Source organism: Ruegeria sp. G2 (assembly GCF_056533505.1).
In genome coordinates, this window is the sequence record NZ_JBQFON010000004.1 from 94,060 (window position 1) to 113,630 (window position 19,571).

The window sequence follows — 19,571 nt, forward strand, 5'->3', positions numbered from 1 at the left end:
AATTAAAGGAACGGGTTGGATACAGGTGTGGTTCCGGTCCAGATTGACTTGACCTGCAGAAAATCCATGATTGCGTCTGGTCCCAGTTCCCGCCCATATCCCGATAGTTTGACGCCACCGATCGGGCTGCCTGGGTCCACGCTGCGGTAGTGGTTGATGTAAACGGTGCCCGCACATATCGCTTCGGCAACTCGGGCGGCTTTCGCTGCATCCGTGGTCCAAACCCCGGCGGACAGTCCATAGTCGCTGTCATTAGCGAGCGCGATGGCTTCGTCCTCAGATTCAAAGGTGGTGATTGAAAGCACGGGGCCAAAAACCTCTTCTCGCCAGATCTGCATGTCCGGAGAGACCTGATCAAAGATCGTTGGTCCGACATAGTAGCCGCCAATCCCTTTAACTGTTTGGGTGCCGTCCAGCAGGCAATTGGCGCCGTCTGCCTTTGCTTGTTCGATCATCGCAGTTACCTTTCTCAGATGCGGCTCATTGGCGAGCGGTGCAATCTGAGTGTTCGGGTCAAATGGGTCGCCAGGTATCAGTGAACGGGATCGTTCCAGCAGTCGCGAGATCATTGCGTCTTTGATCCGGGCTTCGACAACTAGCCTAGAACCTGCGACACAAGTCTGGCCATTTGACAGGAAAATGCCGGACATAACCCCGTTGATCGCCGAATCCAGATCACAATCGGCGAACACAACCTGAGGCGACTTGCCGCCCAGTTCGAGCGTTGTGGGCACGACTTGACCCGCGGCAGCCTGAGCGACCTTGCGGCCACCGATATCTGAGCCGGTGAAACTTACTTTGCGTGTCAACGCATGCCGAACAAGTGCCTCGCCAACTTCGTGGCCCCATCCCGTCACCACGTTCAACACACCCGGTGGAAGACCCGCCTCGCAAACAAGTCGGGCGAATTCCAGGGTTGAGGCTGACGCCATTTCCGAAGGTTTAACCACAACCGTGTTTCCTGCGGCCAGAGCCGGAGCCAGCTTCCATGCCAGGATCATCAGGGGCGAGTTCCATGGTGTAATTGCGACCACCACACCGTAGGGCGACCAGTGTCCTTCGCTTGTGACCCCAGGCGTGGAATTGCTCTGTGGAACAGGGGCTAGTTTGCGCGCTTCGGCAGCAAAATGGCGATACCAGCAATGCAATCCAGAAAGCTGACCACGTACCTCGGTAATGCGCTTGCCATTATCCAGAATCTCCGGTTCAACAAGTTTTTCCCAACGCTCCTCAAGCATATCAGCCATAGCATCAAGCATGTCGGCGCGCCCTGAAGGATCAAGCTGAGCCCACGGCCCTGCGCGAAAGGCGAGGTCCGCATCTCGTATCGCTACATCTGCCTCGGATGTGTCGCACCTGGCGATATGGCTCCAGACCAGTCCAGTTGCAGGGTTGATACTGGGTATGGTGTCCCCTTGCCAATCTATGAACTTGCCTGAAATGAATGGAGTGTAGGATCGCATTCAGTCTCCTTTCGATGCGTTCTGAGCTACCAGCGCCAGCAGGTCGCCCCGACACACCATCCCGCGATTGCCATGCGCGAGCACAAATCCGCTGTTGGGAAAATTTAGTTTCAGAGCGGGTCGGCCAGGATTATCGGGAAAACGCAGATGCCCCGCCAAATCGCCCGCCTGAACCTCTTGCCCAGCACAGACATATCGGTCGAATAAGCCATTTTCGGGGGCATAGAGTGAGTCATGCGGGGATGCGATCTCAACCTGCCGCGGGAGTGTTCCAATACCAGAGCTGCCTTCTAGAAGCCCGAGTTCGGTTAGGCAGCGCATCAAACCTGTTTCTGCGGCATCTACAATTTCGGGTGTGATATTGCCGCCACCGCCTAGCTCGGTTGCGATCATAGGAACACCTGCGCGCTCGGCTGCTGCGTTGACTGAACGATTGTCATTATGTGCGCCCAATACCCACATCAGCGGCAATCCGAATGCGTTGGACAGATCAAAGTTCGCTTTGGTCAGCTTGGGGTCAGCACAGCGCGACGCCAGTGCGCAAGGTGCAAAGACCGATGCCTTGCCGCCGGAATGCAGATCAATCACTGCATCAACACGTGGCAGTAATACTGTTTCCACATAGTGCGCCAACATCGCCGTCGGCCCGCCGTCGGGGTCACCGGGAAAGGCGCGGTTAAGATTCTGCCCGTCCAGCGGAGATACTCGAGAGGAGCTGGCGACCGCCGGAGCGTTAAGGGCTGGTATCATGATGATCTGTCCGGCAATCTGTGAGGGATCCAGCCGCTCGGCTAGCCGCAATATTGCAGCGGGGCCTTCGAATTCATCACCATGAGTTCCACCTAGCAGCAGAACCGTCGGGCCGTCAGATCCGCGAAGACTGACGATCGCAATGGGGTGATATCCCAGTGGCACGGTGTTGTCTGACCACTTCAGCATTAAATCCCCGGTCTGTTTGCCCGGAGAATCTAGATTGATGGTTGCATGCACTCTGCTGGGTTGCGTTTGTTTCGCCTCTGCCATGGCAGGTCCTTTGTTCAATATGCCCCCATATACCATAATATTTTTGCAAGTGAATTGGCATATGAATAAATATGTGTGATATATTTTGTTGAGCAGCGTGATTGATCCGTTTCGAGGAAGCAATATGACCATAGTTCTGGCAAAATCTGGAATCGAAAACATCAAGCCACATATGGTGGGTGCGCCGATAGAAGCCGGGCAACCTGCGACCGTGCTATTGAATTCCAACGAAAGTGTTTTTGGACCCAGTCCCAATGCGCGTGCGGCGGCGCGCGCCGCCATGAGCGATATTGAGCGCTATCTAGAGAACCCTGATCGTGTTCTTGCACCCGCTATCGCGCGGCATTTCGATCTGGACGAATCTTGGATAACAACGGGACAAGGTTCGGATGATTTGCTGGCCCGATTGGCCAGAGCCTATTTGGGGCCGGGCACCGAGCTGATCCGAAGCGCAAACGGATATCTAAAGGTTCCAAACTACGTTTATGCAAATGATGCCGATGTAATTTCAGTCGCTGATGACGGCTTCAAGCCCTCGGTTGATCGAATGATTGATGCCGTGACCAATCGAACGCGGATTGTTTATCTTGCGAACCCGGAAAACCCCGCTGGAACCTATTTGAACGGATCTGAGGTGAGGCGGCTACACGCAGCGTTGCCTAAGGACGTGTTACTGGTGATTGATGCGGCATACGAAGAATATGTCGACGCTGAAGACTATGAGCCAACGCACAAGTTGGTGGAAGAGGCCGGCAACGTCGTTATGTGCCGGACATTTTCTAAGATCTACGGCTTGGCCGGAGCGCGGGTAGGATGGGTGTTTGGTCCTCCGGATATCCTGGATAGTATTCGGCGTATTGCCTTGACCTTTCCCGTTGCTTCACCTTCGGCGGTCGCTGCGATTGCAGCGCTTGAAGATCGGGCGCACACACGCTTTGTGTTTGATGCCAATCAGCGTGGGCGCAAGTGGCTTTCGTCGGAAATGCAATCGCTGGGTTTGACGATAGTCCCAAGTCAGACCAATTTTCTTTTGGTCCATTTTCCTGATCCAGTGAAATCTGCAGAAGGGGTCGACCTCTTCTTACGCCGGAATGGTATTGCAGTAAGGCGTTTGGCATCGGCTGCCTACAAGGATTATATTCGCATAACCATTGGGCGGCCCCATGAACTGCAAGCTGTGCGAGATGGTATTGCTGAATTTTTGAATGGGGCGGGCTAATGGGCGGATCACTTCAACCTGCCGCAAGTGCTCGGGATATTGCCTTTCCGTCGGGTGCTGACATCATCGCCTGCATAAAGCAATCGGGTATTCGGGAAATTGTTGCCCTGCCGGATATCGTCACAAGTGACGGCCTTCTTTGGCCGATTTCGAAAGATCCCGATTTTCGCCTGACCCGCATCTGTAAAGAAGATGAGGGAGTTAGCATCTGTGGGGCTATGTCCTACAATGGTACTCGGGCGCTATTGATGATGCAGCAAACCGGGTTGATGGATTCTCTGAACGCCATTCGGGCAATTGGCATGGACTATGAGTTGCCCATCGTGATGATGGTCGGATTGCAGGGAAAAGAGCCCGATGTGCAACCCGACCAATCAGCTTCATACGGGGTGCGGATTATCCAACCGGTGCTGGATGCGATGGAAATATCGCACTCGCTGATCGAAGAGCCTGAAGATATTGATCATATTCCGCAAGCCGTCGATGCGGCATACAACGCGTCGTGCCCTCATGTATTCCTGATTGGACGGAGCCCGGAGGCAACATGATCATTGACCGTGATGATGCGCTTGCTGCGTTGATACCCCATGTGAATGAACGGGATATCGTTGTGGCCGTATATCAAAGCTGCTTTGATTGGCTGCAACTCAATCCTCGTGACCTGAACTATGTAGCGGTCGGAGCAATGGGTCAGGCCAGTTCACACGGTTTAGGTTTGGCGTTAGCCAATCCAGACAGGCGCGTGATTGTTTTGGATGGGGATGGCAGTCTGTTGATGAATCTGGGTTCTCTGGTCACGATAGCAAACTCAGGCGTAACTAATTTGTATCACTTCGTGGCGGTCAACCGGGTGTATGAGGTGAATGGCGCGCATCCGCTGCCCGGCGCTGATCGGGTAGATTTCGTTGGGTTTGCGCGTTCAGCCGGATATGCCGGGTCGCAAGGTTTTCGCGAGCTGAAACTGTTTGCAGACGCGTTACCATATATTCTGAATACGCCGGGCCCTCAGTTTGTTTCGATGGAGATTCAGCCGGGCAAATCCTATCCACGCGACTATGACTATATTCACAGTGCAAAGGCGCGACAAAGCTTTCGATATGCGCTCAATCGGAGCTAAGCGTGTCCTTCGCTATTTCGAGAAAGATATTTGCAGCAGCGGATAGTGGTCTGTTGTTGGACCAGAAAAGCACTGTTTGAAAATTTAGCGGTGCAGCAAACGGCAGCACAGCGCATCCTGGAACGGTTTCGGAACGGCCTTTGGACATTCCGACAATCGACACTCCAAGCCCTCGCGCGACAAGACGACAGACTCCATCCGTAGTTCGAGTTTCATATTTTAGGCTACGCGAAATCGATTTGGCATCGAAAAAGCGGTCGACCTCGAACCGGAAGCGGGATGAACCCATGTAGGATATAAAACTCTCATCCGCCAAATCTCGCGCGTGAATGACGGATTTGTCTTCTAGCCGGTGGCCCTTGGGCAAGACGCAGTATACATCATCATCCGATAGCATCAGGCTGTTAAAAGATGGGTTAGACGGGACGCTGGATGTAATCCCAAAATCAAAACTCTGCGATACCAGCCATTCTACTGAATCGTCATTGGCCTCAAATTCCAACCGCGCCATAGCCTCGGGGCAGGCCAATGCGAATGAGCTGATCAGATCGGGGGCCAGTTGCGTCGCGAAGGCTGGGGTAGTTACCAGGCTTAGTCGCGCGTGTCCAAAACTCCCGATCGCTGTTGCCGCCTGCTTGATATGTTCCATACCGCTGACGGCTTGGCGCACTTCCTGTACAAGCAGCCGCGCTTCGTCTGTAGGAATCAGAACCCTTCCTGAGCGTTGAAACAGAGCAAATCCGACTTCAGCCTCAAGATCGGCGATTAGCCGACTAACTGCAGGTTGCGAAATGCCCAGCATTGTCGCGGCTTCTGTTACAGATCCGGTAGATACCACGGATCGAAACGCATCGACCTGTCGAAAGGTAATTTTCATTCTCTAGGTCTTTTCACTCCCAGGTCGCTGAGGCAAGGGTTTCAGGCACGGTGCCGCCAGCAGATGGTCACTACTGTGGCCGGGTTGAAACGGTAATGAACTCGATCTCGTCCGATAGGATTTCGTGTACTCCGTGTGGTAGTTTGGCGTCAAAGCTAAGCGTGTCGCCCGTCGCCATCAGAAATTCTTCGGCACCGCACAGATACCGGGCACGCCCTTCGATCATATAAATGAATACGTGTCCCTCGTGTTGGTATTTGGGCAAGGTGTTTTGGTCTTGCTTAGAAATACGGATGCGTGCGGATTGAAAGGACCCGCCCGGCCCGCTGTGCTTACCCAGTGTCAGGTAGTCATGTGCGTGGTCATGCGTAATCCGCCGCGACGGCAACCCTGTGCCTGCGGGAACATGGTGAACGTCTGCCGTGTGCTCGGAATGGCTGAACAACGCCATCAGAGATACTGACAAGGCATCGGCCAAAGCCTGCAGTGTGCCAAGAGAAGGCGAAACGTGGCCGTTCTCGATTCTGCTGATCATCGCCGTCGACAGGTTTGCCTGAGATGCCAGTTCTGTGACGGTCAGGTTTCGCTCTTGCCGCAGTCTTTGCAGAGTGCGCCCAATCTCCAGTTCAGTCTCAGGTTTTTTGTCCTGCATCAGGTCACGTTGATCCCAAATATATGCATAAAGCAATTTGTGACCTGATTTTCAGGCGTGTAAAGTATGATCTACTCAAAAATTGAGCTGACTTTGATGAACTAGCTCGACCTGTGTGATCAAGGGCTGTTCTTCTCGGATTCATTTACTTAGTTTGAAAACGAATGGGTTTGTTATTTCCCTTTCCAGACCGGGTCGCGCTTCTCAGCGAAGGCCCTTGCGCCTTCAAGCTGATCTTCACTGGAGTAAAGTACATCTACCGTACGCAACTGCCGTTTGGTGATGCGGTTCATCGCATCCTGAAACTTGCTGTCTTCGGCTTCGCGCACAACTTCTTTGATCGCTGCATAGACAAGTGGTGGTCCTGAGGCGAGCAGGCGCGCAAGCTCCCAAGCGCGATCCATGAGCTGATCGGAAGGCAAAATCTCATTGACCAATCCCCAGCGGTGGCCTTCTTTGGCATCGAACCAGCGACCTGTCAGAAGCAATTCCATTGCGATGTGATAGGGGATGCGTTTAGGCAGTTTGACGCTGGCGGCATCCGCGACGGTGCCAGACCTGATTTCAGGCAAGGCAAAGGTAGCGTGTTCTGCGGCCAGAATCATGTCAGCTGAAATCGCAAGTTCCAACCCACCCCCGCATGCAATTCCATTGACGGCGGCGATGACTGGCTTGTTGAGGTCGCGCAGTTCCTGAAGCCCTCCGAAACCACCCACACCATAATCCCCATCCACCGCGTCGCCGTCGGCGGCGGCTTTCAGGTCCCAGCCGGGGCAAAAAAACTTTTCTCCTGCACCAGTCAGAATGGCGACGCGCAATTCGGGGTCATCGCGAAACTCAGCAAAGACCTGCCCCATGACGCGGCTGGTGGCCAGATCGATGGCGTTGGCCTTAGGGCGGTCCAGAGTAACCTCAAGGATTGCGCCCTCGCGGCGGGTCTTGATCGGGTCCATATCTCAGGCCTTTCTGATTAGGGCATCCACTGCAACCGCGCGGGTCGGTGTGCAAAGAAGCGGGTTGATTTCGACCTCGCTAAGCGTATCGGCATTGTGCACGACATAGTTCTGAACAGCCAGAACAGCGGCAATGATCTCATCTATATCAGCCGCTGGTTGGCCGCGATAGCCAGCCAGAAGCGGAGCGATTTTTAGCGCGCCGAGCGCACCACGAATTTCATCTGGCGTCGTCGGTATCAGCAGCGAAGTGGTATCACGCAAGATCTCGGTCAGGACACCACCCGCGCCGAGGGTCAGAACAAACCCATGGGCGGGGTCGCGCACGACGCCGACCAGCAGTTCGGCCACGGTTCCCGAGATCATTTCTTCGATCAGGATCTCGTCAGTTCCGATTTCTGTGGCAACTTTCGGCACGTCAGAGGCCTGAACTCCCAATCGCACGGCGGCGTGTTCGGACTTATGGGCAAGTCCGACGCCCTTGACGGCGAAAGGCGCGTTCATCTCGTGTGTCGCGCATTGGGCTTCTTCTGCACTCCGAACCGAACGGTTCTGGGGCACACGCAGACCATGTTCTGCCAGTGCCTGTTTGGCGTCCGCTTCGGTCAAGATTCGTTTGGCTTCAAGGTCGCCTGGTAAGCAGATTGGTTCGTGCGATGGCGCACAGATCTGACCCGCGGCCCGAGTAGCAGCGAGAGTTTCACTTAAACCCATGAACGGAACCACTTCACCCGCCATCAAGGTTTGCGCGACATCCTCTGGCAGAAGTTCGGGCAAGGTCGCCGCCACAGCAAATCGTGCGCCGGTTTCTTCTCGTACTTTGAGTGCCGCGTTCGTTGCACAAGCCCAATCCGTCAAGTCGGTGGTGGGATAGTCGACGATCGAGATGGTCAGATCGATATCGTCCCCGGTCATCCCGGCCCAGGCCCTCGCCATTGCTGCCTCGTCGCGCCAGACATACGTGTGATAGTCGAGCGGATTGTTCAGCGCGACCATCGGACCAAGCGCATCGCGCAATCGGGTTTCTTTGTCTTGGCTCAGTTTGGGAAAGCTGAGGCCTGTGCCAACTGCCATATCCGCGATCAGGCTTGCCTCGCCTCCGGAACAGCTGATCGATGCAATGTTGGCTCCTGTTAACGGTCCGTAGCAGTGCAGCAATTTCAGCGTTTCTAGAAACTCTGGGAGAGACTTTAGTCGCGGTATGCCAAGTCGGTTCAGCAAAGCCTGCGCGCCCGCGTCGCTGCCTGCCAGTGAAGCGGTATGTGACACAGTCGCTGCCTGCGCCTGTTCAGACGCACCAACCTTCAGCGCGATCAGGGGAACGCCTTTCTCAAAAGCTTTGACGGCAAGGACTTCCCATTCGCGAATATCCTTAAAGCCTTCGATATGCAGACCTACTGCAGTGACCCGCGGGTCATCGATTAGCGCTTCAGCGATCTCTGCCTGGCTGGTCTGCGCCATGTTCCCGCAAGTCACCATATATGCAATCGGCAGGGCACGTCGCTGCATCGTCAGGTTGATCGAGATGTTTGAGCTTTGGGTCAGAATGGCGACGCCGCGCTCAACGGGAACTGCTCCATGTTGGTCAGGCCATAACAGCGCCCCGTCCAACGCGTTGATAAAGCCATAACAGTTTGGCCCCAGAATGGGCATGGAACCTGCCGCTTTGATCAACTCTGATTGCAAGTCTCCACCCGTATCATCCTCGGCCACAGCTTCCGAGAATCCGGATGCAAAGCAAACTGCACCACCGCTGCCTATTTCGGACAAAATCTGTACCGCCTCAATCGTGGCGTGTCGATTGATGCCGACAAAAGCGGCATCCGGGGCGGAGGGCAGGTCCTCAAGCCGCGCGTAGGCTTTGTGCCCCGCGAGTTCAGCCGCCTTGGGGTGAACGGGCCAGATGTCCCCGGCATACCCCATGAGTTGGGATTGCTGGATAACCTGCTGACACCACGCACCACCTCCGATGACCGCTATGGATTTCGGACGCAGAAGGCGAGAGATATCCTTGCTCATCTACGCCTCAGGCACCCAGAGGCCGCAGCAGATCACGGCTGATGATGTGGCGTTGAATTTCGCTCGTGCCGTCCCAGATTCGTTCGACCCGCGCATCCCTCCAGAACCGTTCGATCGGGAAATCGTCCATCAGCCCCATCCCGCCATAGATCTGCAGCGTGGTATCCGTCACCCGCGCCAGCATCTCCGAAGAGTAGACTTTGGCCGACGCAATCTCGCGGTTTGAGGGCAAGTCCTGATCCAGTCGCCATGCGGCTGAGAGTGTCAGCCAATCGGCGGCGTCGATCTCGGTGATCATGTCGGCGATCTGGAAGCTAACACCCTGAAACTTGCCGATTGGTTGGCCAAACTGCTTGCGTTCAGCGGCGTAATTCAGCGCGTAATCAAAACAGCGCCGCGCCCGCCCGACTGAGAAGGCAGCGACCGTCAGGCGCGTCGCGTAAAGCCATTCGTTCATCACGGCGAAACCGCCATCGACCTCGCCCAAAACCTGTGCGTCTGGCAGGCGGCAATTGTCGAAGTACAGGATGTAATTCTTGTAGCCCTTGTGGCTTACCGAATTGTACCCCTCGCGCACCTCAAAACCCGGCGTACCCCGATCCACAAGGAAGGTGGTGATACGCTTTTTTGGGCCTTTCGGGGTTTCATCCACACCTGTTGCGATGAACACGATGAAGAAATCAGCATGTTCTGCGCCTGATATGAAGTGTTTCGAACCGTTTACGACCCAATCGTCGCCATCGCGAACCGCCTGGCATTTCATGCCTCGGACGTCCGAACCCGCGTCGGGTTCGGTCATCGCCAGCGCGTCCATTTTTTCACCGCGTACAGCGGGCAACAGATAGCGTTCACGCTGCTCGTCATTACACGCCATCAGAATGTTCTGCGGGCGACCGAAGAAATGGGTCAATGCCATGGACCCGCGACCCAGTTCGCGCTCAACCAGAGTGAAGTCGAGATGCGACAGACCTGCACCGCCCACTTCTTCAGGGAAGTTGCAGGCATAAAATCCCAGATCGATGCACTTCTGCTTGATCTGTTCGCCCAATTCGGGCGGGACTTGGCCGGTCCGTTCGACCTCGGCCTCATGCGGATAGATCTCATTCTCGACAAAACTGCGCACGGTCGAGACGATCATGTCCTGTTCTTCGGATAAGCCAAATTGCATAACGCGGTTCCCCTGATGCCTGATAGAGAATGAAACGGCATTGTCAGAACCCATGACATGCACTAATCGTAGATAATCATGCCGAGTTAGAAAAAATTGACTGAGACCTACAACTTTTTGCTGTTCGATGGTTTCTCGAACCTGTGCCTTGCCAACATGGTTGAGCCGCTGCGCGCCGCGAACACTTTGGCGGGGCAGCACCTCTATGCCTGGCAATTCTATTCGCCAGACGGTGCACCTGTGGAAAGTTCCAGTGGGTTGCAGGTGGCACCTCACGGTGCCATCGGGGCTGCAGTGGGCGATGCTCTGATCGTCATGCCGTCATATGGATATCTGGAGCATTCCGTTTCAGAAACGTTGCGCGCTTTGCACCGTGCGTCAAGTCGACATTCTCGGCTGGCTGGCCTGGATACCGGAAGTTGGTTGCTTGCTGATGCAGGTTTGTTGAACGGGTATCGCGCAACCATTCACTGGGATGAATTATCGCGGTTCGAAGAGGCATTTCCAGACGTTGATGCCCTGCAAGAGCGCTTTGTGATCGACCGCAACCGGATCACCTGTTCCGGCGCTATGGCGGCTTATGATCTGGCCACGGCGCTGATCCTTGCGGACCATGGACCATTGCTGTCGATGGAGGTCGCGCATCTTCTGATGAACCGCGGTGAACCAAGCGCTGCTTCGCCACAGATGAAATCCGAAGACAGGCTTGTGAATAGGGTGCTGGGCGTCATGCAAGGCACATTGGATGCGCCGGTATTGATAAAGGATATCGCCCGCCAACTCGGGTGTTCTCAAAAGAAGATCGAAATCCGTGTTTTGGCCGAACTGGGTGTAACACCGCAGGCGCTCTATCGTCGCTTGCGTCTGAATCTGGCGCGCAAACTTGCGGTCGAGACCCAACAATCCGTGGCCGAAATCGCCAGCCGCTGCGGGTATGAAAACCCCAGTGCCATGACGCGTGCGTTCCGGGCTCAATTCGGGCAGACACCGACTGCCTATCGGAACGGCGGGTAGCTTCCGGATCAGCTACGCACGCGTGAGAGGTCTGGGTCATAGGGGGAAGGTGCAATCACCTCGGCACCGATCATTTCTCCGCACAGGTCAAGCTGCATTCGGCTGCCGGGTTCAGAAAATTCTGGATTCAAAAAGCCGTAAGCAAGGTTTAACCCTGTTCGGTGGCCCCAGTCACCTGACGTGATGGTACCAACAACCACGCCGTCCAACATCAGCGAGGCTCCACCATGGGCAGGTGCTTTGGTTGTATCGATTTTCAGGCTTACCAGTTTCTTCTGCGGACCGCTCTCAAGACATTTCTGCAACGCGTTTCGGCCAATGAAATCGCCTTTGGTCAGTTTCACGAACCGATCCAAACCGGTCTCAAACGGATCGAACTCTGTGAGCAGGTCGGCTTTCCAGTGCAAGAACCCTTTCTCCATCCGCATGGACTCGACGGCGCGGGCTCCAAAGAGTTTCATGCCATGTGTCTCGCCTGCTTTTCGAAGCGCCAGATAGGCCGCATAAAGCGAGGCGTTTGGGACATGTATCTCGTAGGCCAGTTCCCCTGAGAAGCTGATATTCAACACAGTTGCCGGCGCGAACCCGACAAAGCACTCGCGAACAGACAGCCAGGGGAAGGCGTCTCGTGACCAATCTCCTCGTGCACAAGCGGACAATACGTCGCGCGATTTGGGTCCGGCCAGCACCAGTATGGACTGATCATTTGTGAGCGAGCGGATTTGCACATCCTCGCCGTCATGCAGATGCGCCTGCAGCCAATCCATATCATGGTATTCGCTGGCGGCGGCGGACCCATACCAAACCCGCGCCGGGCCGCGATCGCTGGCGGGCAAGTTGGCGATTGTGGCCTCGGCTTTGACCATCCCCTGATGGTTCAGCAGATAGCCAAGGCCGACCCGCCCGTCGCGTTTTGTCACCGCGCCGCACATTAACCGGTCCAGAAACTCATGCCGGTCGGCTCCGCTAATTTCCAGCCGGTTGAAGCCGTTAACTTCGGCCAGTCCGACATTTTCTTGAAGGTTTCTGATTTCTGCTGCGACGACGTCAAAGGTTTCGTCAAAACTGAAATTCAGCGTTGGGTGAAAGTCAGGCGCGGGTTTGATGTAGTCAACCCGCTCCCAGCCGTTGACCACTGTAAATTCGGCCCCTTCTGCTGCGAGGATCGGGGTCAGCGGTGTGGTTTTGGCCGGGCGACCGGCAGGCCGGTGTTCGTGCGGGAAATGAAAGCGGAATTCATTCTGGTAGTCCTCGATTGCTTTCAGCGCGGTCAGCTCCACATTGGTGTGTCCGGTAAACCGACGCGGATCAAGGCACCACGTGTCATAGCAGGCTTCGCCATGAACGATCTGTTGGGCCAGCAGCCAGCCATGGCCACCCCCTTCGCCCAGACCTGCGCGCAGGCCGATGATGCAGAAAGCGTTGCGTTTGCCGGGAATCGGCCCGACCAAAGGTGCGCCGTCAATCGTATAGGTGATCGGACCATTCACGACGGTGTGGATGCCGACCTCCATCAGTGCGGGCATCCGGGCAAACGCACCTTCCAGCACATCCGTCACGCGGTCCAGATCGTCAGGGCACAACGCGTTGACAAAATTCGGATCGATCCAGTCCATGCCCCAGGTTTTGCAATCCTGCTCATAGAAGCCGACCAGCAAACCGTTCTTTTCCTGACGGCAATAATAGTCACTGATCGGACAGCGGAGCAAGGGCATGCGATGATCTGCGTCGCGGATTGCCGCGATCTCTTCGGTCAGGAAATACTGATGCTCCATCGAGGCAACGGGGTGGTGTACATCCATCATCGCGCCCACTTCGTTGACCCGATAACCGCAAGCGTTAACCACTATTTCGCAATCAATATCGCCGTGTTCGGTGTGCACCGTCCACGTATCGTCCTTGTGCTGCGTCAGCCCGGTGACCGGAGTGTTGCGATAAACCTCGGCCCCGGCTTTGCGCGCACGGCGTGCCAGAGCTTGGCACAGCTGTGCCGGATCGATGTCACCATCAAGCGGATCCCACAGCCCACCCAATAGGTTATCAGTCGAGATCAGCGGGTGGCGGCGGGCGCACTCTTCAGCATCTATGACCTCAAAATGCACATCCATTCCGCGCGCCATGGAAGCAAAGTGGCGATACCCCTGCATCTGCTCCGGCGTGTTGGCGAGCCTGATACCGCCGTCGCCATGATGGTAGTTAATCGGGTAATCTGGATCCTCGGCCAATTCCTTGTACAGATTGATCGAGTGCGTTTTCAGTCCAACCATAGTCTGATTCATGCCAAAATTGGTCACCTGCGCAGCCGAATGCCAGGTTGTGCCGCTGGTTAGCTCGTTGCGTTCTACCAGTACTACGTCGGTCCAACCCTCTTGGGTCAGATGATAGAGTGTCGAACACCCAGCGATACCGCCGCCAATGACAACAACCTTGGTACGCGATTTCATGGCATCACCCTCCGGCTCGTTTTTTTGGGATTAGCGCGATCTGCGGTGTGGATCACAAGCGCTGCGACCTTTTTGATCACAAAATCAGAAATAAATAAGCAAAATATCGAAATAAAGTGCATGTGATCAACATAAGTGGCCAGCATTTTGTTGAATTGCTCAACCTCCTGCACCCCGAGGATCACATGGGCTTTTCCACTAACGATATGGTGCAGGGCACGAAGCGCATTTCCACCGCCAAGGAGCGAGATAACCTCTTTCGTTCGCTCGCAGACCCGGGCGATCCAAGGCATGGGCAGAGCGTGGAGCATTAAAGGCCCGAACGCGGGCACCCGGGGCGTAAGAGATTTGCAGGCCATTCTCACCGCTTGCTTATCCGTCGATCAGGATGGGCATATCCGGGAACAACCTGATACTCTGAAGAGCGTGGACCGGTTTTATTCAATCAATTTGAAACTGTCTGCCAGCCAAGGGATCTCTGCGCACAGCGGAGCGATGATACGGTTGCTGATCAGTGATCGTGTTTTATCCTCCACCAATTCAACAACGGATCTGGAGCAATCTGGCGTCGTGACCAGCGCCAGAGTGCGCGCAAAGCTTTTACCTGGAAACGGGTGCATACGCAGGTCGGCTTGAAACCGTTTCGCCCGCGAATACAGCAGTGGGGTTGTAATGGTCCAACCAGCACCAGCTGACACCATCGACATCAGCGTCTGGTTATTGCTGCATTCAAATCTGTGAGAGGCTGATATCCCTATCCGCCGTAGTTGAGCTTCTATCTGACGCGCGATGTAAAGGTTGCTGGAAAATCTCAGGAACGGAAGTTTAGTGCGGCCTTTGACAATATCGCTCAAAGGCGCCTCGTTGGCCTTGGGCAATATGATGACAAATGGATCACTTAGAAGCGAACGATCTTGCAGGTCACGTAATCTTTCGCTGGGTGTGGTGGATATTCCCAGGTCCAACTGTCGATCGCGCAACATCTCGATAATCGAATGGCTGGAATCTGTGTGATACATGAAATTGCAGGCAGGCATGCTCGATGACAGGTAAACGGCCAGTTCCGGTATAATGTCGCTGTCAAAATCTTCGATGGTCCCCAATCGAAGATTGCTGGCTTCGGATACGCTTCCTGCCGACGCCTCAGCCTTTGCTATCCGGATCAACTGTAATGCATCGTCAATGTTTCGTAGAAAAGCCTTTCCTTTTGGGGTCAGAACCATTGGTCTGCGCGAGTGATTGAACAGTTCAACCCCCAGATGGTCTTCGAGATTACGCAGATGGTGCGACACTGTGCTGACAGTAAGACCTGTTTCTTTCGCCGCTGCTTGCATCGATCCTTTTTGAGCGCAAATCTGAAACAGTTCCAACCATTTGAAACTAAGATCTTTGGGGGCAGATTGGCGCGGCATTCTAGATCCTATGGATTCAGGCATACCTGCGTATAATTAAGCGCCTCATGCGAACATTGATATCAATTTATCAAAATCCGGCACCCGTTTCTCAAATACCAAACGCTGATTTGAAAATCTGCAATGCGACTTGCAATTGGTCTGCCCTGCCAAATACATTTGTACTTCGACGCCAGTCGCTAGATGTCGTATCGCCACCATTGTTTGCCTCGTTTGTGCTTGAATTTCATAGAATTTGGACGTTAAACAGGCCGATGCAGCAGAAAGACCGCACCGCATGGCAATACTAGTATTTCTTACTCAACTGGCCGGAGCCACAATGCTCTTGCTGTTTGCGGTTCGAATGGTCCGAACAGGGATCGAGCGGAGTTACGGCGCCTCGTTCCAGCGTGTGCTGACACGAAACAACAGCATGATGGGTTCCAGCCTGACGGGGATGCTTTTGGCAGTTGTTCTACAGAGCTCGGCTGCTGTGGCGCTGTTGGCCTCAGGGTTCGCGGCGGGCGGATATCTGGCTTTTCCGGCGGGTCTGGCAATTGTTTTGGGGGGTGACCTTGGTTCCGCCCTTGTGATTCAGATACTGTCATTCCGTCTTGACTGGCTCGTGCCGCTACTATTGGCCATCGGTGGTTGGTTATTTGTCAAAACCGAACGAAAGCGGCCACGTCAGATCGGTCGAATTCTGATGGGTGTCGCCTTTATTTTGATTTCTCTGCGGTTTTTGCGTGAAGCCATGGACCCGATCCGGGACAGCGCGTTCCTGCCCGCAATCGCTGACTATCTCGTACGCGATTATGTGACTGCATTCATTGTCGGAGGTGCGCTGGCCTTTGTCATGCACAGTTCAGTTGCGGCCATTTTGATGTGCGTCACGCTGGTCCAGATAGGTGCATTGCCGTTCTCTGCCGGATTGTCATTGGTGCTAGGCGCAAATTTGGGCAGCGCGCTCATTCCAGTTTGGTTAACGCGTGGGATGGACATACGTGCCCGGCGCATTCCTTACGCAAATCTCGCGCTTCGCGGGGTCTGGGCCGTGCTATGCCTGTTTGCCGCGAACTTGGCTTTGCGCGCTGGGATGATCGGCAGCGATTATCAGGGGCAGATGCTGGTCAATGCGCATTTGGCGTTCAATGCTTCACTCCTGATCTTGTCTTTACCCTTCTGCGGAATGTTGCAGGCTCCGTTCATGCGGCTGCTACCGGATGAAAAACCAGTCGTAGAGGCCAACCCGCTCGCTCGGCCCGCAAGCGCCCTTGATCCACAAGTGGCGGGGTCTCCAACCCTTGCGATCTCGGCCCTCAAACGCGAGCTGGTTCGAATGGCTGATCTTGTGCAGCTGATGTTCAGCCCCTTGCTGGGGCTCTACCGATCTGGTGAACCCGAACAGATCAAAGCAATTCAGGCTATAGATCAGGATGTTAACCAATGCTTGACAGATATCCGGGCATTTGTCGCAGCATTGCCTGCGGATAAGATGGATTCGAAAAATTCTGATGCAGCCCGCGATATGCTGGAATATGCAGTCCGGTTGGAAACGGCAGGCGACGTGGTGGCAAAGCGCCTGACGGTGCTGGCTGGTGAATTGCGGGAAACAGGAAAACAGTTTTCGCCAGAGGGATGGTCGGAAGTGCAACAGATGCACGAGAAAATACTGGCCAATCTGAAACTGGCGACAAACGTCATTATTTCGGAAGATCTGGAAAGTGCACGGCTTCTGAACTTGGAAAAGACTGAGATCAAGCGTGCCGAACGTGACAGCAGAAAACGTCATTTCCGCCGTCTGCAGAATGGCATGGCAGAAAGCTTCGAAACCAGCGATGTGCATCTCGAGACCCTACGGGCGCTTCGTGAATTCAATAGTCATATCGCCGCTATTTCGACGCCGATCCTCTACTCCAGCGGTCAGTTGCTTGAGACACGGTTGATCGAAGAATTGCCCCCCCGTGAGCAAGAGGCTGAAACCTAGCGGGCGAATGAGGGCTGCAACTTTTGCCATGTTGAAACATCCGTCTGCTAAGCTCGTATGACGAGGCGTTTACTATTCAGCCGGAGCGGGGATTGTTCGGAAATCATCTTCCAGCCACGGGAACCGCGATATCATAGGTTCGGTGACATGTTGACGGATCAGCTTTTGCAATACGTTGTGGATCAACCGGGTCGTCGATGAGGGATATACATCCGTTGTAAATAACGACACGGTGCGGGCAAAACTTTTGCCGGGGAAAGGCATCGCCCGCGTGTTTTTGTGGAAGCGACGTGCACGATAGTAGCTGGCGGCGGTTGTGATGGTCCAACCACTGCCTCCTGCGACCAGCCCGATAATGGATTGATTGCACTCAAGTTCGAAGCGGTTGGGCAAATTTATCTTGCTGCGCGTAAGCTGCATCTCAATAAGCTTGCCGATGGCGAGATCCCGCGAGTATCGCAGAAACGGCAAGTTGCTATCGGGGTTTGCAAGGTCTTCAACCGGACCGTCGAAGGCTGGTGGAATTATTACGATGAAGGGATCACGAAGTAGGGGGAACTCTTTGAGCCCCTCGACATGGTAGGAAGGTCGGGTTGCGACACCAGCATCCAAACCCTGCGATTGAAGCTTGTCGATGATCTCGTGGCTTTGGCGCGTAAAGTGGCGAAAGCTGCATCGCGGCAGCCGAGCCGAAAGAAGAGTAAACAAATCGGGCGCAACACGGCTGTCGAAATCATCTATCAAACCCAAACGCAAATCTGTTGCATGCTGCCAACTGCCCGAGCGCAGCTCAGCCTCACCACGTTTCAGAGCCATCAGGCCTTCGTGGACATGACGGGAGAACACTGTGCCAGCAGGCGTTAAGCCCATCGGTCGGCGGCTGTGATCCACCAGTTCCACGTCCAGAGCCCGTTCAAGGCTGCGCAGATGATTTGAAACCGTGCTGATTGACAAACCGGTTTCAACAGACACCTTTTGGATCGACCCCAATTTCGAGACCAGTTGAAAGATTTCAAGCCATCTGAGGCTAAGTGATTTTTTGGTCACTGCAGGCCCTTCCAAAAAACTATTTACGAAAAGCGAAACAAAGTTACGGTTTTTTCGCAACATGTTTTTTGATTTACGAAATTGACCCTTACCGACTATGGTTTCTCTTACTGATCCGTAGTCGACCATCGGAAATGGTCGAACTGACGGAACCAGCAGGGAGAAAATAATCGAAATGATCAAAAAATATCTGCTTACAACGGCCTATGCCGGGATTGCCGCTGTGACCGCCTCACAAGCCGCAGCGCTTGATGAAATAACGGTTGCGTACTTTTTGGAATGGCCGATGCCGTTCCAGTATGCGAAGGCAAACGGGACCTATGAAGACGAGATGGGGGTCAAGATCAATTGGGTGTCCTTCGACACGGGCACTGCAATGTCTGCCGCCATGGCTTCAGGCGACGTTCAGATCGCGGTCAGCCAGGGTGTACCGCCTTTTGTCGTAGCCACGTCTGCCGGTCAGGATCTGCAGGCCGTGGATGTCGCGGTAAGCTATTCGGACAATGACAATTGTGTCGTCGCTGAAGCGCTTGAAATCGACAAGACAAATGCAGGTGAGCTGAATGGCAAGAAGGTTGGCGTTCCGATTGGGACCGCCGCGCATTATGGCTTCTTGTCACAGATGGACCATTTTGGCGTCGATCTAAGCTCGCTGGAAATTGTCGATATGGCTCCTGCCGATGGGGCAGCCGCCTTTGCGCAAGGCAACCTGGACATGGTGTGCGGCTGGGGTGGTGCGCTGCGGCGCATGACCGAGCACGGCAATATCTTGCTGACTGGTGCTGAGAAGGAAGAGCTTGGCATTCTTGTTTTCGATGTGACCAGTGCTCCGTCTTCCTTCATCGAAGAAGAACCGGAACTGCTCTCGAAGTTTCTCAAAGTGACCGCAGACGCCAATGCGCAATGGGCCGCTGGGGACAACAAGGATGATATGTTGGCAGTCATCGCCAAGGATGCAGGTATGGATCCAAGCGATGCTGCAGCAACGATCGCTACATTCAGTTTCCCGACAGCCGAAGAGCAATTGTCGGACAAATGGCTAGGTGGTGGTGCCCAAGACTTTATGAAGGGCGTCGCAAACGTCTTTGTATCAGCGGGTAGCATCGATTCCGCGCTGGATTCCTATGAAGGTGCTGTGAATGCAGATCCGCTGAGCTCAGCCTCAAACTGAGATCGGGACGAACATTCGACAACTAA

At 54.5% G+C, this 19,571-nt stretch carries 17 protein-coding genes; 6 read left to right on the forward strand and 11 right to left on the reverse strand.

The window, feature by feature from the left end:
• Window positions 1-2: 2 nt before the first annotated feature.
• The gene (locus tag ACR0DU_RS09410) at window positions 3-1,463 is read right to left on the reverse strand and encodes an aldehyde dehydrogenase family protein (protein ID WP_480873941.1); all 1,461 of its coding nucleotides are present in this window, start codon (window positions 1,461-1,463) and stop codon (window positions 3-5) included.
• Window positions 1,464-2,486, reverse strand: coding sequence for a succinylglutamate desuccinylase/aspartoacylase family protein (locus ACR0DU_RS09415; RefSeq protein WP_480873944.1), 1,023 nt, complete (start codon window positions 2,484-2,486; stop codon window positions 1,464-1,466).
• A 124-nt stretch (window positions 2,487-2,610) separates the two neighbouring features.
• On the opposite strand from ACR0DU_RS09415, the gene ACR0DU_RS09420 reads away from it, so the two are divergent.
• Genes ACR0DU_RS09420 through ACR0DU_RS09430 form a run of 3 tightly spaced genes read left to right on the forward strand, consistent with a single transcriptional unit; the run spans window position 2,611 to window position 4,822 of the window.
• Window positions 2,611-3,705, forward strand: a complete 1,095-nt coding sequence (locus ACR0DU_RS09420) for an aminotransferase class I/II-fold pyridoxal phosphate-dependent enzyme (RefSeq protein ID WP_170780474.1) — start codon at window positions 2,611-2,613, stop codon at window positions 3,703-3,705.
• Complete coding sequence (locus ACR0DU_RS09425) at window positions 3,705-4,253, forward strand: decarboxylase (protein WP_480873946.1); 549 nt, start codon at window positions 3,705-3,707, stop codon at window positions 4,251-4,253. The genes ACR0DU_RS09420 and ACR0DU_RS09425 overlap by 1 nt, the downstream gene beginning before the upstream one ends.
• Window positions 4,250-4,822 (forward strand): thiamine pyrophosphate-dependent enzyme, encoded by a 573-nt coding sequence (locus ACR0DU_RS09430; protein ID WP_480873949.1) that lies wholly within the window; start codon window positions 4,250-4,252, stop codon window positions 4,820-4,822. Before ACR0DU_RS09425 ends, ACR0DU_RS09430 begins: the two co-directional genes overlap by 4 nt.
• Here ACR0DU_RS09430 and ACR0DU_RS09435 read toward each other — a convergent pair.
• The 5 genes from ACR0DU_RS09435 to ACR0DU_RS09455 form a co-directional block, all read right to left on the reverse strand.
• Complete coding sequence (locus ACR0DU_RS09435) at window positions 4,809-5,699, reverse strand: LysR substrate-binding domain-containing protein (RefSeq protein WP_170780471.1); 891 nt, start codon at window positions 5,697-5,699, stop codon at window positions 4,809-4,811. The genes ACR0DU_RS09430 and ACR0DU_RS09435 overlap by 14 nt on opposite strands.
• 70 nt (window positions 5,700-5,769) lie before the next feature.
• Window positions 5,770-6,351, reverse strand: a complete 582-nt coding sequence (locus ACR0DU_RS09440; protein WP_170780470.1) for an XRE family transcriptional regulator — start codon at window positions 6,349-6,351, stop codon at window positions 5,770-5,772.
• 173 nt (window positions 6,352-6,524) lie between these two features.
• Window positions 6,525-7,304, reverse strand: coding sequence for a carnitinyl-CoA dehydratase (locus ACR0DU_RS09445; RefSeq protein ID WP_170780469.1), 780 nt, complete (start codon window positions 7,302-7,304; stop codon window positions 6,525-6,527).
• Between the two features lie 3 nt (window positions 7,305-7,307).
• A complete protein-coding gene (locus ACR0DU_RS09450) occupies window positions 7,308-9,323 on the reverse strand; it encodes an acetate--CoA ligase family protein (RefSeq protein ID WP_480873952.1) in 2,016 nt (671 codons plus the stop codon).
• 7 nt (window positions 9,324-9,330) lie between these two features.
• Window positions 9,331-10,491, reverse strand: coding sequence for an acyl-CoA dehydrogenase family protein (locus tag ACR0DU_RS09455; RefSeq protein WP_480715796.1), 1,161 nt, complete (start codon window positions 10,489-10,491; stop codon window positions 9,331-9,333).
• A 96-nt stretch (window positions 10,492-10,587) separates the two neighbouring features.
• Here ACR0DU_RS09455 and ACR0DU_RS09460 point away from each other — a divergent pair, with 96 nt between their 5' ends.
• Window positions 10,588-11,505, forward strand: coding sequence for a GlxA family transcriptional regulator (locus ACR0DU_RS09460; RefSeq protein ID WP_319544554.1), 918 nt, complete (start codon window positions 10,588-10,590; stop codon window positions 11,503-11,505).
• Between the two features lie 8 nt (window positions 11,506-11,513).
• On the opposite strand, the gene ACR0DU_RS09465 is transcribed toward ACR0DU_RS09460, so the two are convergent.
• The 3 genes from ACR0DU_RS09465 to ACR0DU_RS09475 form a co-directional block, all read right to left on the reverse strand.
• Window positions 11,514-13,949: a GcvT family protein gene (locus tag ACR0DU_RS09465; RefSeq protein WP_480873957.1), complete on the reverse strand. Its 2,436-nt coding sequence runs from the start codon at window positions 13,947-13,949 to the stop codon at window positions 11,514-11,516.
• On the reverse strand, window positions 13,946-14,242 hold the full coding sequence (locus tag ACR0DU_RS09470) for a hypothetical protein (protein ID WP_480873960.1): 297 nt from the start codon (window positions 14,240-14,242) through the stop codon (window positions 13,946-13,948). Before ACR0DU_RS09470 ends, ACR0DU_RS09465 begins: the two co-directional genes overlap by 4 nt.
• A 144-nt stretch (window positions 14,243-14,386) precedes the next feature.
• Window positions 14,387-15,361 (reverse strand): LysR family transcriptional regulator, encoded by a 975-nt coding sequence (locus tag ACR0DU_RS09475; protein ID WP_480873963.1) that lies wholly within the window; start codon window positions 15,359-15,361, stop codon window positions 14,387-14,389.
• Between the two features lie 277 nt (window positions 15,362-15,638).
• On the opposite strand from ACR0DU_RS09475, the gene ACR0DU_RS09480 reads away from it, so the two are divergent.
• Window positions 15,639-17,327 carry a Na/Pi cotransporter family protein gene (locus tag ACR0DU_RS09480; RefSeq protein ID WP_260026933.1) on the forward strand — a complete coding sequence of 563 codons (1,689 nt, stop codon included), beginning with the start codon at window positions 15,639-15,641 and terminating at the stop codon, window positions 17,325-17,327.
• A 72-nt stretch (window positions 17,328-17,399) separates the two neighbouring features.
• On the opposite strand, the gene ACR0DU_RS09485 is transcribed toward ACR0DU_RS09480, so the two are convergent.
• Window positions 17,400-18,374 carry a LysR family transcriptional regulator gene (locus ACR0DU_RS09485; RefSeq protein WP_319544559.1) on the reverse strand — a complete coding sequence of 325 codons (975 nt, stop codon included), beginning with the start codon at window positions 18,372-18,374 and terminating at the stop codon, window positions 17,400-17,402.
• A 175-nt stretch (window positions 18,375-18,549) separates the two neighbouring features.
• Here ACR0DU_RS09485 and ACR0DU_RS09490 point away from each other — a divergent pair, with 175 nt between their 5' ends.
• On the forward strand, window positions 18,550-19,545 hold the full coding sequence (locus ACR0DU_RS09490) for a taurine ABC transporter substrate-binding protein (protein ID WP_010441535.1): 996 nt from the start codon (window positions 18,550-18,552) through the stop codon (window positions 19,543-19,545).
• Window positions 19,546-19,571 lie beyond the last annotated feature (26 nt).

Bases quoted from the DNA above. Each gene is read 5' to 3' on its own strand.
- ACR0DU_RS09450 (WP_480873952.1), bottom strand. From the start codon at position 9,323: ATGAGCAAGGATATCTCTCGCCTTCTGCGTCCGAAATCCATAGCGGTC.
- ACR0DU_RS09445 (WP_170780469.1), bottom strand. From the start codon at position 7,304: ATGGACCCGATCAAGACCCGCCGCGAGGGCGCAATCCTTGAGGTTACT.
- ACR0DU_RS09470 (WP_480873960.1), bottom strand. From the start codon at position 14,242: ATGCCTTGGATCGCCCGGGTCTGCGAGCGAACGAAAGAGGTTATCTCG.
- ACR0DU_RS09465 (WP_480873957.1), bottom strand. From the start codon at position 13,949: ATGAAATCGCGTACCAAGGTTGTTGTCATTGGCGGCGGTATCGCTGGG.
- ACR0DU_RS09415 (WP_480873944.1), bottom strand. From the start codon at position 2,486: ATGGCAGAGGCGAAACAAACGCAACCCAGCAGAGTGCATGCAACCATC.
- ACR0DU_RS09410 (WP_480873941.1), bottom strand. From the start codon at position 1,463: ATGCGATCCTACACTCCATTCATTTCAGGCAAGTTCATAGATTGGCAA.
- ACR0DU_RS09440 (WP_170780470.1), bottom strand. From the start codon at position 6,351: ATGCAGGACAAAAAACCTGAGACTGAACTGGAGATTGGGCGCACTCTG.
- ACR0DU_RS09420 (WP_170780474.1), top strand. From the start codon at position 2,611: ATGACCATAGTTCTGGCAAAATCTGGAATCGAAAACATCAAGCCACAT.
- ACR0DU_RS09455 (WP_480715796.1), bottom strand. From the start codon at position 10,491: ATGCAATTTGGCTTATCCGAAGAACAGGACATGATCGTCTCGACCGTG.
- ACR0DU_RS09475 (WP_480873963.1), bottom strand. From the start codon at position 15,361: ATGCCGCGCCAATCTGCCCCCAAAGATCTTAGTTTCAAATGGTTGGAA.
- ACR0DU_RS09435 (WP_170780471.1), bottom strand. From the start codon at position 5,699: ATGAAAATTACCTTTCGACAGGTCGATGCGTTTCGATCCGTGGTATCT.
- ACR0DU_RS09425 (WP_480873946.1), top strand. From the start codon at position 3,705: ATGGGCGGATCACTTCAACCTGCCGCAAGTGCTCGGGATATTGCCTTT.
- ACR0DU_RS09480 (WP_260026933.1), top strand. From the start codon at position 15,639: ATGGCAATACTAGTATTTCTTACTCAACTGGCCGGAGCCACAATGCTC.
- ACR0DU_RS09430 (WP_480873949.1), top strand. From the start codon at position 4,250: ATGATCATTGACCGTGATGATGCGCTTGCTGCGTTGATACCCCATGTG.
- ACR0DU_RS09490 (WP_010441535.1), top strand. From the start codon at position 18,550: ATGATCAAAAAATATCTGCTTACAACGGCCTATGCCGGGATTGCCGCT.